Annotated in this window: 13 protein-coding genes; 8 read left to right on the top strand and 5 right to left on the bottom strand. The window is 55.5% G+C overall.

From position 1 onward, the window contains the following. Positions 1-533 (bottom strand): hypothetical protein (locus tag JCM15764_RS08595; protein ID WP_054694703.1); only part of this gene is annotated, 533 nt, incomplete at its 3' end. A 212-nt stretch (positions 534-745) separates the two neighbouring features. Here JCM15764_RS08595 and bfr point away from each other — a divergent pair. The 6 genes from bfr to JCM15764_RS08615 all read left to right on the top strand — a co-directional run bounded on the left by bfr (position 746) and on the right by JCM15764_RS08615 (position 8,559). Then, positions 746-1,213 (top strand): bacterioferritin, encoded by a 468-nt coding sequence (gene bfr / locus JCM15764_RS08600; RefSeq protein WP_012648650.1) that lies wholly within the window; start codon positions 746-748, stop codon positions 1,211-1,213. 824 nt (positions 1,214-2,037) lie between these two features. Further along, a complete protein-coding gene (locus tag JCM15764_RS22500) occupies positions 2,038-2,895 on the top strand; it encodes a cupredoxin domain-containing protein (protein ID WP_243688622.1) in 858 nt (285 codons plus the stop codon). Continuing rightward, the gene (locus tag JCM15764_RS22505; protein WP_243688623.1) at positions 2,868-4,352 is read left to right on the top strand and encodes a cupredoxin domain-containing protein; all 1,485 of its coding nucleotides are present in this window, start codon (positions 2,868-2,870) and stop codon (positions 4,350-4,352) included. The genes JCM15764_RS22500 and JCM15764_RS22505 overlap by 28 nt, the downstream gene beginning before the upstream one ends. Further along, the gene (locus tag JCM15764_RS22510) at positions 4,315-5,922 is read left to right on the top strand and encodes a multicopper oxidase domain-containing protein (protein WP_243688624.1); all 1,608 of its coding nucleotides are present in this window, start codon (positions 4,315-4,317) and stop codon (positions 5,920-5,922) included. Before JCM15764_RS22505 ends, JCM15764_RS22510 begins: the two co-directional genes overlap by 38 nt. A gap of 253 nt (positions 5,923-6,175) precedes the next feature. After that, positions 6,176-6,559, top strand: coding sequence for a cupredoxin domain-containing protein (locus JCM15764_RS22515; RefSeq protein WP_243688625.1), 384 nt, complete (start codon positions 6,176-6,178; stop codon positions 6,557-6,559). 5 nt (positions 6,560-6,564) lie between these two features. After that, entirely contained in the window at positions 6,565-8,559 is a 1,995-nt protein-coding gene (locus JCM15764_RS08615; protein ID WP_243688626.1) for a multicopper oxidase domain-containing protein, read from the top strand. Between the two features lie 96 nt (positions 8,560-8,655). Here the strand turns inward: JCM15764_RS08615 and JCM15764_RS08620 are convergent, their stop codons facing one another. The 3 genes from JCM15764_RS08620 to JCM15764_RS08630 are packed head-to-tail and all read right to left on the bottom strand — an operon-like array spanning position 8,656 to position 11,660. Continuing rightward, positions 8,656-9,435, bottom strand: a complete 780-nt coding sequence (locus JCM15764_RS08620) for a putative bifunctional diguanylate cyclase/phosphodiesterase (protein ID WP_054694711.1) — start codon at positions 9,433-9,435, stop codon at positions 8,656-8,658. Then, positions 9,432-11,192 (bottom strand): diguanylate cyclase domain-containing protein, encoded by a 1,761-nt coding sequence (locus JCM15764_RS08625; RefSeq protein ID WP_054694714.1) that lies wholly within the window; start codon positions 11,190-11,192, stop codon positions 9,432-9,434. Before JCM15764_RS08625 ends, JCM15764_RS08620 begins: the two co-directional genes overlap by 4 nt. 21 nt (positions 11,193-11,213) lie before the next feature. Beyond that, on the bottom strand, positions 11,214-11,660 hold the full coding sequence (locus tag JCM15764_RS08630; protein ID WP_054694718.1) for a response regulator: 447 nt from the start codon (positions 11,658-11,660) through the stop codon (positions 11,214-11,216). A 262-nt stretch (positions 11,661-11,922) separates the two neighbouring features. On the opposite strand from JCM15764_RS08630, the gene JCM15764_RS08640 reads away from it, so the two are divergent. Both JCM15764_RS08640 and JCM15764_RS22520 read left to right on the top strand, forming a co-directional pair. Next, positions 11,923-12,168: a response regulator gene (locus JCM15764_RS08640; protein ID WP_054694724.1), complete on the top strand. Its 246-nt coding sequence runs from the start codon at positions 11,923-11,925 to the stop codon at positions 12,166-12,168. After that, the gene (locus JCM15764_RS22520; RefSeq protein ID WP_243688627.1) at positions 12,129-12,311 is read left to right on the top strand and encodes a hypothetical protein; all 183 of its coding nucleotides are present in this window, start codon (positions 12,129-12,131) and stop codon (positions 12,309-12,311) included. Before JCM15764_RS08640 ends, JCM15764_RS22520 begins: the two co-directional genes overlap by 40 nt. A gap of 5 nt (positions 12,312-12,316) precedes the next feature. Here the strand turns inward: JCM15764_RS22520 and JCM15764_RS08645 are convergent, their stop codons facing one another. Then, entirely contained in the window at positions 12,317-13,888 is a 1,572-nt protein-coding gene (locus JCM15764_RS08645; RefSeq protein WP_054694727.1) for a sensor histidine kinase, read from the bottom strand. Between the last annotated feature and the right edge of the window lie 18 nt (positions 13,889-13,906).

A 13,906-nucleotide genomic window follows, 5' to 3' on the forward strand; every position in this document is an offset into this window, starting at 1 on the left:
ACAGGGTAGAGGGGTAAAGCAAGGCGGTAGATGAGGTCAAGGAAGGAGTCGTGCCGGTTTTCCTCTAGAAACAACGATCCGTACTGGTTTACCGGGCCGTAGAGAAATGCATCCTCCATGACAGCTTCGTCTTCACTGTAATATGGCATGAGCATTTCCAGGGCAAGGCAGAGGCCCTGCCCGGTGGCATCCTCAGCCAGATAAACCAGCACCTCGTCCTGTCCGGCCCCCCCATGTTCATCGCTTTCAGGGCAGACGACACCCGCCGGAATGACGATGACCTGCCCATGACGGGGGTCGAGGCCGTAAGGCCATCCCCTTTCAACGAGGAAACTTTCGATCTCCCTGTACCCCTCCGCTTGCAGCGGTTCCAGATCCCGATAAAACTCCACCTGGAAAAGCTCCCGGTTGGCAGCCAGCTCCTGAAAGGAGATAAAGTCATCCTCGCTGGCAGCAGGACGCTGGTTCCGCTTTTCCGTATTGTTTACTACCAGCCTCAGTTGAGGTCTATTTTCGTTATTGTCCTTGCTCATAGAGTGTTAATCCCGTTTGTTGGTAGTTGTCGCCTTTCAGACCATACTTTTTATATGTCACGGTGTCAAGCCGATGTAACCGGATGGGGATGGGAGAGCAAAAAGCGGGATGGTGGTTGAATTAGTTTCCTCTCATATTATACTATCTACAGTTTGGAAACGAGAGGATCATTTCTATAAATACCAGATAGATGCCGAAAAGGGGGATGATTATGAAAGGAAGCGATAAGGTCATCGAACACCTGAATGCCAGGCTGGCCGAGGAACTTACGGCCATCAACCAGTATATGGTCCATGCGGAAATGTGTGAAAACTGGGGGTATGACCGGCTTTACAAGGCCATAGAAGGCCGTTCCATGGTCGAGATGAAGCATGCGGAAAAGCTGATAGCCCGGATCCTTTTTCTCGACGGAAGGCCGATCGTCAGCAATTTGAACAAGATGAACATCGGCGCCGAGGTGGAGCTGATGCTGCGCAACGACCACGCTTACGAATTGGAGGCGATTCACGGATATAACGACAGCATCAGGGTGGCTGTGGAAGAAAAGGATAACGGCACCAGGGATCTGCTCCAGTCCATCCTGGACAACGAGGAAGAGCATATCGATTGGATCGAGGCGCAGCTGGATCAGATTCAGCAGATGGGACTGCAGCAGTACCTGGCCGAACAAACCGCCTGAATTTTTAACTTATTAGTCTAAGAGAAATTTCACTGTCCGTAAATGCCGTTGCATTTATGGACTTTTTTTGTTCCGCCTCAGCCGCTAACGTTCCAGCAGGATTTCTGAAACAGCCTTGTCAGAAGCGTTTCACACCCAAATCATTTTTTTGCAGGAGCTTTACAAGGCAGGGTAAAATGGTAAAATCGTATTTAATAAATTTTTAATAATTAAGTGAATGCTGACTGAGTTTGGGGAGGGAATTAAAGCAAGATTTGATTTCGCCTGACACCCCATTTAGACCAGGATTTCACGCTGCACTACCCATTCATTGCCCACACGTCTCTCCAAAATCCGTACCGCAGATAGTTTAGCCGGCTGTCAGAGGTTTGTGGAATGGTGGTTCTTTCAGCAATGAAAGAACCTCACCAATATTGTGGCTGATTCTGCAAAAAAAGTGGAGACGGGATGGGTTTGTCAACCATGCCGCAGATATAAACGAAAGGAGCTGTTATGGGCAAATTGGAGGCGAAAGAACGCGTAATTTTGAAGTGGCCGAAGTTCCTGATTTTCATGCAGTTAATGCTGATTGCCGCAATTGTGTCCTTTGGATCGGATCCAAGCGGCGCGCAAACGGATGTACCCGGTAATAAAAGTTACGACAGCGCAAGGGAACGCCTGCGAGAGCGTGCCGTGCGGGTGCAAGAGCACAGGAAGGCACGAGTGACTCAGGCTCAAAGGGAAGCTGCGGCAACTCGGGCTAAGGCGGCTCGCGAGAAAGGGTCCTCCCGGAAGAGAGCCCCTGTCCAGGCGCCTCTAGAGCAGGGCGGAAAGGGGGGCGCAAAATGAAGAAGCTCACTTTTGTTTTGCGGACCATCCTGACCTTGGCCATAGCCGTACTTACCACCCCGATGGCCCTCGCCGCATCCGATGCCCCCCACTACTTCAGCCACCCGAACTATGCCAACAGTCCGTTGCCGATCATCCCGGGGACATGCTCGGTTGCAGCGACCACCTGTAACGCCGACTCCGATTGTCCAACCGGCGAAACCTGCAACGGTGTGCTTGTCTCCGGCGGAATTCGAAAGTTCAAGGACCGACTGCCGGGCCTGGGGGCTGACAAGGCTAACAATCTGGGCCAGTACATCCCCGTGGCCGTCCCCGACACCACCACCTATCCCGGCTCGGATTACTACGTTATCGAACTGGTTGAATACACCGAGAAGATGCACACAGACCTACTCGCCACCAAGCTCCGCGGTTACCGGCAAGCCAATGCGGCAGGCGGACCGACTCCGCCCCATTACCTGGGACCGGCGATCGTTGCCACTAAAGACAGGCCCGTGCGGATACTCTTCCGCAACCTGCTTCCCATTGGTGCGGGGGGCAACCTGTTCCTGCCGACCGACACGACGGTCATGGGCTCGGGGATGACGGCCGAAGGTCACATGATGGGGCCGGAGGCGGACCCGCAGAACCCAATGTGCAGCGAGGGTGGGATGATGAAAGCGCAGATGGTCGCCGACGGCCATTGCTATGCGGAGAATCGCGCCACGCTGCACCTGCACGGCGGCATCAGCCATGGATCAGCGACGGCACACCGCACCAGTGGACCACTCCTGCAAATGAGAATACACAGTATCCAAAGGGGGTCAGCGTCGTTCCGGTTCCCGATATGCCCACTCCCGGTCCCGGCGAGATGACCTTTTTCTACACCAATCAGCAGAGCGCCCGGCTCATGTTCTACCACGACCATGCCTGGGGGATCACCCGTCTGAACGTCTACGCTGGGGAAGTCGCTTCCTACATCATCACCGACGATATGGAGAAGAAATTGCTTCCTGCTGCAGTGGGCAACCCTGCGGGGCTCGGGATACTTCCCGGAGCGGCCGAAACCATCCCCCTGTTCATCCAGGATAAGACTTATGTGCCGAATGCAGCACAGCTCGCCCTGCAGGACCAGACCTGGGACACGGCCCGGTGGGGGGGGGAGGGGAGTTTCTGGCTGCCGCACGTCTACTCGCCCGCTCAAAATCCGGGCGACAGCTCGGGCGTCAATCAGTATGGCCGCTGGGCCTACGGCCCCTGGTTCTGGCCACCCACCAGCATCGAGCACGGACCGATTGCCAACTCCTACTTCGACCCAAACTGCAACCCGGACGAGACGTGGTGCGAGCCGCCGCTGATGCCCGGGGTCCCGTACCTGTCCATGGGAATGGAGTCGTTCCATGACACGCCGGTCGTTAACGGCACGGTGTACCCGACGATCGAGTTAGACCCGAAAGCCTACAGGTTCCGGGTTCTGAATGCCGCCAACGACCGCTTCTTCAACCTGTCCCTCTACAAGGCTGTCGACGCCAACGGTGCTCTGTGCAACATTGCCACCAATCCCACTCCGGCAGCCGAGAGCACAGGTGTGGCGTGCACCGAAGTCGCCCTGAATCCCACCGAAGTGGCCGCCGCTCTGGAAGACACCACGATCTTTCCGACTCCCGTCGCGGGGACGGAAGGTCCGAACTGGATCCAGATCGGTACGGAAGGGGGCTTTCTGCCAGCTCCGGTCGTCATCCCTCCGCAGCCGACCACTTGGGTGAATGACCCGACGGTGTTCAACGCCGGAAACGTGGACCAGCATTCGTTACTCCTTGCACCGGCCGAGCGGGCGGACGTGGTAGTGGATTTTTCCCAGTTCGCCGGTCAGACGCTCATTCTGTACAACGATGCACCTGCAGCCTTTCCGGCGCGCGATCCGCGTTACGACTACTACACCGGCAATGCCGACCTGACCGATACTGGCGGGGCGCCTTCCACCCTTCCCGGTTACGGCCCCAACACCCGCACTGTCATGCAGATCAAGGTAAAACCAGGAACCGGAACACCTTACAACCTGACCGCGCTCGAAACGGCGTTTAAAGCTGAGAGCCTGGGAGGAATCGGGGTATTCAGGAACGGCCAGAACCCGATCATCGTCGGGCAGGGGGCCTACAACTCCGCATATGGCGCCACGTTCCAGAACAACGGGCCGAATGCCGGCCTGGTACAGATCTTCGATACCTCTTTCAGCTTCAAAACTTGCGGGAGGAGCTGCCGGGCTTTCACTCACCTTCCCGCTGCAGCCGAAGATGATCCAGGACGAGATGGGCGAGGCCTTCGATCATGAATACGGGCGCATGAGCGGCTTCCTGGGAGTCGAAACGCCCAACGCCCAGGCCGGACTGCAGAACATGATCCTTTACCCCTACACGAGCCCGCCGACGGAAATTCTCGACGGAGTCGAGCTGCCGGCCGGGGCAGAGGTTACTCCCATCACTACAAACAGTGACGGGACGCAGATCTGGAAATTTACCCACAATGGGGTGGATACGCACCCGATCCACTTCCACCTCTACGACGTACAGCTCATCAACCGGGTCGGCTGGGACGGGATCATCCGGAAGCCTGACCTCAACGAACTCGGCTGGAAGGATACCGTCCGGATAAGCCCGCTGGAAGACACTATCGTGGCATTGAGGCCGATCATTCCCCGTGTCCCCTTCGATCTCCCCAACAGCATCCGTCTTATCGATCCGTCGATGCCGGAAGGGGCGTACCTTGCCAACACGACCGCACAGGAAGCGGCCGGTCTCCCCATCTTCGCTTTCGACCCCAACGGAGAGCCGATCGACATCATCAACCACCCTGTCAACTTTGGCTGGGAGTACGTCGTCCACTGTCACATCCTGAGCCATGAAGAGATGGATATGATGCACTCCGTAGCTGTGGCGGTAGCGCCGAAGGACCCGTCCACTCTGTCTGCAGCAGTTGCAGGCGCCGGCAATGGACGGCGCGTGGATTTGAGCTGGTCTGACAACTCCGCGAACGAGACCGGCTTTATCGTTCAGAGAGCCGCCAGCAGCGGTGGTCCCTGGGCTACCGTGGCAACGGTGGCGTCCCCGACCGGCTCAACAAAGGGTACGGCGACCTACTCGGACATCATCGGCAGCATGAGCGGGACGTTCTTCTACCGGGTGCAGGCCGACAACGTGGTGGGCGACACCTGGGACTACACGGATCCCGCATTGAACGAAGGAGCCGCCTTCCCCACCAAGACCGTGTACTCCGGATTTTCGAACACGACGAGCATCATAGTAGCTCCTGCGCTGGCGGCGCCTACCAACCTCACGGCGGCGATCACGTCTGCAACGCAGATCAGGCTGAACTGGACCGATGCATCAGATAACGAGACGAGCTTCGCGGTCTGGCGTTCCGTCAATGGCGCGGCTGCCACACAGATCGCTACCGTCACCCGAACTGCAGCCGAGTCCACGGCGACGGGTGGCGCCGTAACATTCTACAACAGCGGGGTGACAGCCGGAAACACGTACGCGTACTACGTGACAGCCGTAAATGCTGCAGGTTCGTCGGCCCCATCGAACACGGCCACCGTGAACTTCGCCGCTCCGGCGGCTCCGGCAGGTTTAACCGGGGCGGCAGTAAGAATTACAGGCAACAACACGCAGGATAGTGTCACGCTGAACTGGACAGACAACGCCGACAACGAATCGAGATTCCAGATCCAACAATCACTTTCCTCCACATTCGCCGGCGCGACTACCTTCACTGTCGGCGCCAACGTGACGACCTTCAGCCAGAACGTGTCACGAGCATTAAATTACTATTACCGCGTCCGGGCGACCAACGTCGTCGGTAACTCCGGCTGGTCGAATGCAGTGTTCGTAACAACACCATAGGGTGTGCCCCAGGGGAGGGAGCAATGCCCTCCCCTGGGATTCCCGGCTCGGGTGCAGTCGGGTGGCACTGGTTTTTTTCCATGAAGCAGAAGAGGAGCTTCCGGTTCGATCCGAAGTTTTCTGACCTTAAACGGGACGTACAGCTTATCAAGGTCGATCTCAGTCTCTCGTCGTCAAGCTTTTAAGATCGGTGAAGAATCTGGCCTCATCAATCCTGCCAAGGCAGGAAATTCGAAAGGAGGTAACCGAACCAATGGTCGAAAAACCAAGATTAAAAGCAGCTGTCGCCATGGGAGCATTGATTTTGCTCCTGCAGGGAATCGCCTATGCCCAGCCCGATCCTGTCAGCACGCTTCTGGATCCAACCACCATCCCGAAATACGTGACTCCACTCGTCATCCCGCCGGTGATGCCGAAGAGTACCACCCAACCTGGTTTTCCCGCCGCCGACTACAACATCGCCGTGCGGCAGTTCAAACAGCAGGTCCTGCCGGCTCCATTTCCCCCGACTACCGTGTGGAGCTATGGCCGGGCTCAGGATGTGCTGCCCGTGGATTTCGTCGCCCCGGTCCCCCGTTCCAGCAACATTTCCTTCAACTACCCTGCCTTTACCGTCGAGAACATCTCGGCAGCCTGACCAAGGTGCGCTGGATAAATGATCTGGTGGACCCGGAGACGAAAAACTTCCTGCCGCACCTGTTCGCCGTCGACCAGACCCTGCACTGGGCCAATCCCCCGGCGGCAGGGTGTACGATGGGCCCCAACCGGACCGACTGCAATACGGACAATCCGGCGCCTTACACCGGTCCGGTGCCGATCGTTACCCATGTCCACGGCTCCCATGTGAACATGGAGAGCGACGGCTATCCCGAGGCATGGTGGCTGCCGGCAGCGAACAATATTCCGTCTACTTATGCCAGGCAGGGTTCAAAATTCAATCAATTTAATAGCTTGAACCGTGTGCCGGGTTCGGCTTACTACGGCTATGAAAACAATCAGCCCGCCGCCACCCTCTGGTACCACGATCATGCTCTCGGCATGACGCGAAACAACGTCTATGCCGGCCCCGCCGGTTTCTGGCTGATCCGTGGCGGTGCAAACGGTGACGCCAAGGTCAGGGATAATCTGGGGAACCTGGCCAAACTGCCGGATGCGGCCCCCAGAGGCAACGAGGACCCGAACTTTGACAGCCAGGTCCGTAAGAAGGTTCGTGAGATCCCGCTGGCGATCCAGGACCGCTCCTTCAAAGCTGACGGCTCCCTGTTCTACCCGGATTCGCGGACCCTCTTTGACGGTTTCCCCGGTCCATTCATTCCCGACAATGGCTCCGACATTTCTCCCATCTGGAACCCTGAAGCATTCTTCAACACCATCGTGGTCAATGGATCTACCTGGCCGCAACTGGAGGTGGCACCAGCCAGATACCGGTTTCGCCTGCTGGATGGCTGCAACTCGCGAACTCTCAACCTGAGCTTGTTTATCGTGCAACCCGACGGGACAGTAAATATGGATCCCATCTATGAGATCCCCTTCTTCCAGCTCGGCGCCGAGCAGGGGTTCCTGCCCAAGGTGGCGATGATCAAAACCGGCTACGCCACCCCACTGCCCGGTGACGGCAATATTCCCGAGACTCTTGTTCCCGCCCCCGACCCACAGCAGGCCTTGCTGCTGGGCCCTGCCGAGCGGGCCGATGTCATTGTCGACTTCACCGGGCTGCCGGAAGGCACCGTGGTGCGCATGATCAACACCGCTCCCGATGCCCCCTTCGGCGGTTTCCCGGATACTCCTGCGGACCCGGCAACCACCGGCCAGGTGATGCAGTTCGTGGTGAAGCACGCATTAACCACGTTTTCCGACAGTTTGACTACTCCCCCGAAGAATCTGAAGCTCCCGGCGGAAGCTCCCCTGGGGGTAGCGACCAACACCCGTCCTCTCTCCCTGAATGAGTTGAGTTCACAGGTGGTCTGCGTATCTGTAGACGGAGATGGCAATTTCATTTTCAACGGAGAAATCGTCGTGGTCCCCCCCAATGCCCCTTGCCCTGAAGGCACTGCCCCGTTCGGCCCCCGTCAGGCACTGCTGGGCATCCTGAGCACTGAAAACGGGATAACCGTCGCCGTGCCGAAAATGTGGAGTGAGTCCATTACTGAAACTCCGCTGCTGGACAGCACGGAGGTCTGGGAAATCTACAACACCACCGTCGACGCCCATCCCATTCACCTTCACCTGGTGAGGTTCGAGGTGGTCAACAGGCAGGACTTTGATGCAGACTTCAATCCGGTCGTCGGCACGGTGACTCTGCCGAATGCCGGCGAGACCGGGTACAAGGACACGGTTTTAGCCTATCCGGGGCAGATCACCCGCATCAAAGCTAAATTCGACGTCCCTGGCGAGTACGTATGGCATTGCCACATCGTCGAACACGAGGATAATGAGATGATGAGGCCTTACCTGGTAAGGTTCGATCCGGATTTCCCGGATTTAAACCGAGACGGAAAGCTGAGTTTTGCCGATCTCGTTCCTCTTCTTGCCGAATTTCTCAAGCCGGTCAGAAATCCGGCATTTGACCTCAACGGTGATGGCAAGGTAGACCAACTTGATACCAGGTTTTTAATGGCTGCTATCCTGAATTGCTAGTATTTACGGCGGGCGACTCCAATTAGGAGTGCCCGCCGGCTGAATACCTTTGGGTAATTGCAATGCGTTCAGGAGAGTAACTAAAATCGTTGCCGATTACATGATCAGTCGCCTGAAGTCTTCGGCCGGTATCGGCCGGCTGTAGAGAAAACCCTGCATCTGATCGCAATGGTTTTGGTGTAGAAATTCCAGCTGATCCGCATCCTCCACCCCTTCGGCAATTACCTCCAGCTTGAGATTGTGGGCCATGGCAATGATGGTGGCGACTATGGCCTTATCGTTGGGGTCGGTATTGACGCCGAAGATGAAGGATTTGTCGATCTTCAGCTTGCGGATCGGCAACTTTTTGAGGCAGCTGAGCGAAGAGTAACCGGTGCCGAAATCGTCAATGGCAAAACCCACCTCCATGCCGGTCAGAGTATTCAGGCTGGGAATGGTATACTCTATATCCTTCATGGCTGTCCCCTCGGTGATCTCCAGTTCAAGGAAACGGGGGGGCAGGCCTGTGGCATTCAAGACCCTCCGTACCTGGTCCACCAGGTCCGGCCTGCGGAACTGCTTGGACGACATATTGACCGTCACATTGAAAGAGCGGTACCCCTGATCCTGCCATGCCTTGTTCTGTGCACATGCCGTTTCAAGCACCCAGTCGTCGATATCGGTTATGAAACCTATTTCCTCTGCCATGGGAATGAAGTTACCAGGTGACAGCAGCCCCAGTTCCGGGTGCAGCCAGTAGACCAGTGCCTCCGCACCTGTTACCTGTCCTGTATCCATCGCTACCTGGGGCTGGTAAAGTACGACCAGCTCATGCCGTTCCAGTGCTTGCCTGAGCCTGTTTTCCAGGGTCACCCTTTCCAGAGTCCGCGTATTCAAGGCAGGATTGTAAAACTGGTAGTTGTTTCTTCCCTGTTCCTTGGCATGATAGAGGGCGATGTCCGCATTCTTGAGCAGCGTCTCCGCATCCTCTCCGTCCGTGGGATAAAGCTGATGCCGATACTGATGGTTATGTGCAGCTGGTGGCCTTCTATGGCAAAGGGTTTGTTCATGGAAGAGAGAATCTTGTTGGCAATGGCCGTGGCATCTTCCGGATGGGCCATTTGAGTGATGAGGATATTGTATTCATCTCCCCCGATGCGAGCAACCGTGTCTGTTTCACGTACGCATTCCTTCAGACGTCCGGAGATGAGCTGAAGAATTTTGTCTCCAGCAGCATGGCCCAGGGAATCATTGATGGATTTGAACCGGTCCAGATCCAGGAACATCACCGCCTGGATTTCGTTGTAGCGATGCCCCTGGCTGATGGACAGGGCCAGATGGTCCATGAACAGCATTCTGTTTGCCAGGCCGGTGAGGATGTCATGGGTGGCCTGGTAACGGATCTCATCCTCCATCCTTTTGCTTTCGGTAACATCCCTGACGATGTGAATGGAACCCATGACGTTGTTCCTCTCGACGAAAGGAGAAGAGCTTATTTCCACATCCAGGGAATACCCCCACTTAGTACGGATGTTGGTGCTTAATTTATCCAGGGCTTCCATGGACTCCCTTTTCTTCAGTTCCCCCTGGATCCGTGGAATTTGTTCTTCCGGCACCAGGTCCACCATGTTCATGGCTACGAATTCGTCAAGCCCATAGCCGAACAGGTCCATGGCGCGCCGGTTCACATTGATGAATTTCAGCTCCCTGTCGATTATGAAAATGGGGTCGTTGGCATTCTGAAACAGGTAACGGTAACGTTCCTCCGATTTCTGCCGTTCCTCATAAAGGAGGTAATTTTTCAGTGTCATGCTGAGGGTTTTTGCCACTTTGTGGGCGAAGTCGTACTGGCTGTCGCTGAACCAGGAACCGGGGCTGTGGTAGTGGAGAGAGACGGCGCCGATGATCGAGTCACCGGAAGTTAAAGGCGCCTCGATCAGAGACCGGATATGGTAATCGTTAATGAAGCGTCTGTTTGTCTGCTCGGTGACCAGAATATTCTGTTGCCCATCCAGTTGAAACCTTGAGAATGCCATTTCTTCCGGATCGTAGATCTCGCCGATAACTATTCTTGGCAGCCCCCAGGACGATATGATCTTCCATCGCTCATTTTCCAGCTGGTAAATGACTGCTGAATCAGCCTTTATGGCATGGCCGGCCTTTTCCAGGATGCGCTCCATGATGACCTGGAAATCCAGGGACAGATCCACAAGCTCATTTATCTGGTTGATCGCCTCACTGAGTTCCTTTGCCTTGCGGATGGTTTCCTCGGCTCTTTTCCGTTGAATGGAATAGCGGATGGATCGAGTCAGAAGGCTTGCATTGAACTGCCCCTTGATCAGATAATCCTGTGCCCCCTTTTCCACCGCCTCAAGTCCCATTCCTTCATCATCCAGCCCGGTGAGGAGGATGACAGGGGTGTCGACATTTTTCTCCTGTATTCGTGCCAGGGTAGCGAGCCCCTGGCTGTCCGGCAGCCCCAGGTCAAGCAACACCACATGAAACTGTTCCGCAGCAAGTACCTTGATGCCTTGGGCGAGACGTCCTACCTGCTTTACCGAAAATCGGGTATCTTCCCGTTCGGCGAGCATTTCCTCGATGAGGGCCAAATCGTAAGGGTTATCCTCGATCAGCAGAATTTTTATTTTTTCCATAGAAGACCCATGGCTGAAAAATTAGTGTCTGAAAGGAAGCTTTACCGTTGTAAACCAAAAATCTTCTATTGCCTTGACCACACCCATGAACTGTTCGAAATCGACCGGTTTCGTCACGTAGCAGTTTGCATGAAGGCTGTAGGATTTAAGTATATCCTCCTCGGCTTTGGAGCTGGTGAGTACGACGATGGGAATCCATTTCAGGTCAGGGTCCGATTTTATCTCTTCGAGTACCTCTCGCCCCCCTTTCCGCGGCAGATTCAGATCCAGCAGCACCAGATCAGGGAGTTGCCGATCGGCATACGAGCCCTGCCGGCGCAGATAGTTCAATGCCTGGACCCCATCACGAACCACATTCAGGATATGGCGGGTGGCGCCGGTACCTAGTGCCTCACGCACAAGTTCCACATCTCCCGGGTTATCTTCCACCAGCAGAATATCGATGGCGCTGCCGATATCTTTTTTCACCTGACCCTCCAGTCAGTGCGGACAAACGGGACCATCGCTCTCCCGGCAGGCTTTTGCATACGAAGTTTCACTTGTATTGACTCGGCCTTCGGCTGCCACTTTCGAGGAGCCTCGTTTCCTTCAATGATCCATGACAATTGTTCGTCAGCCTGCCAGCGTATATAAATAATATTAGCACAACTTAACGTTTTGACAGGAAGAGGGTGGTGGGGAAATGGCGCTGTGATAATATTTTTATAGGACTTTGGACAGAGGAGCAAAAATGGATGGTAATTCTGCCTGCATATTGTTGATTGAGGATAACAGTGGTGACGCACTCCTTATTATCGAAATGCTCTCGGAGTTTCCCGGTCGTTATGAAGTGACCAGAGCAAGCCGCTTCTCGGCAGCCTTCGAACTGTTGGAAAGAAATAGCTTCGACCTGGTGATCATGGACCTCAATCTGCCGATGGGAACGGGATTGAATCCATGGGCAGAATCAGGGAGAAATCGGCGCTGCCGGTCATAGTCATGACCGGCTTTTTTGATGAACGACTGGCTGCCAGGGCTGCCGCCGAAGGGGCAGGATCATTTATCGTCAAAGGCAATGTTGACGCCGTTGAGCTTGATGTCACCATTCAAAAATGTCTGAAAAAGAAGGACCATTCCTGAAAAGCTCATTTATGCAGAATGCCCTTCATGACTGGGATAGTGAATAAAAAGGTCGTCCCTTGGCCAAAGACCGACTCAACCCAGATCCGGCCGCCGTGGCGCTCGACGATTCTTTTGCACAGCGCCAGGCCGATACCGGTTCCCGAATACTCGTCACGGCTGTGCAATCTCTGGAATATCTGGAAAATCCGTTGGTAATGTTCCGCTTCGATGCCGATGCCGTTGTCTTTGACGGCAAACAGCCATTCCCCATGCTGCTTCTGAGCCGAAACGGTGACGACCAGCGGGATATCCCGCCTGCGGTATTTGATGGCGTTGCCGATCAGGTTCTGGAACAGCTGCAGCAGCTGGATTTCGTCACCGAAGACGGTCGGCAGCCCTTCTCCATGTACAGCTGCGCCGCTCTCCTTTATGGATGCATCAAGGTTGGCAAGGGCCTCTGAAAAGACTTTACCGGTGTTGACCGGGCTGAATACTGCCCCGCGGGTTATCCGCGAATAGGCGAGCAGCCCTTCGATCAGACGTTGCATCCGCTTGGCGCCGTCCACGGCATAATGGATGTAGGAGTCAGCCTTTTCGTCGATGTTTCCCCGATATTTATTTTCCAGCAGTTGCAGATAGCTGGCGATCATTCGCAGCGGCTCCTGCAGGTCGTGGGAGGCCACGTAGGCGAATTGGGCAAGCTCCAGGTTGGAGCGGGACAAATCGGTCATGGTTTTCCTCAGGTCTTCTTCAGCCCGCCTGCGGTCGCTCATGTCAAGGGTGGTGCCGATCAACCGGAGCGGACCACCTCTGTGGTCATAGAAAACCCTGCCACGGACCGCTATCCAGCGTTCCCTGCCGTCCTGGAGCCCGAGCGTCCTGAATTCCGTGCTGATGCTGGTTTCCTGCTCCAGCGACTGGCGGATCAGCTGGTCTACCTTTGCCCGATCCTCCTCGTGTATTCCACTCAGAAATATCTCATAGTCGACGGGTGCATTGCAGGGAAGGCCGAAATGGCGTCTGGTGGTTTCCGACCAGCGCAGCACCCCTGTTTCCGGATAAAAATCGAAGGTGCCGATGTCGGCAGATTCCACGGCCAGATTAAGGGTGGCCACCTTGTAGTGAAGCTCTTCCTCCACTACCTTTTTCTCGTTTATATCCAGCACGTAGGTCAGAAAATGCAGCGGCTTACCCTGTTCATCGGTTACTATGGAACAGTTCAGATACCCCCAGACGATTTTGCCATCTTTGCGGATGAATCTCTTTTCCATTTGGAACGACTCGATCTCGCCGCTTTTGAGGCGCAGAACCTGCTTCCAGTCCTCCTCAAAATCGGCCGGATGGGTAAAATCCCTGAATGGCCGCCCCAGCAGTTCCTCTTCCCGGTAACCGAGGAAACGGCAGAAGTTGGGTGTGACCTTCTGCCAGCATCCCTCCAGGCTCACATGCAGCGGCATTACCAGGGCGATTTTTTCTGCCTGGGCAAGCCGCTCATAGGTCTGACGCAATGCCTGTTCCGCTTTTCGCCTTTCGGCAATCTCCTCTTCTGCCTGCTTGCGGCGGCGTTCTGCCTCCTGGGCGCTGGCCTCGGCCATGGCCTGCGATCTCCGGGA

The organism is Geotalea toluenoxydans JCM 15764, assembly GCF_001311985.1.
In the GTDB taxonomy this organism is placed as follows: domain Bacteria; phylum Desulfobacterota; class Desulfuromonadia; order Geobacterales; family Geobacteraceae; genus Geotalea; species Geotalea toluenoxydans.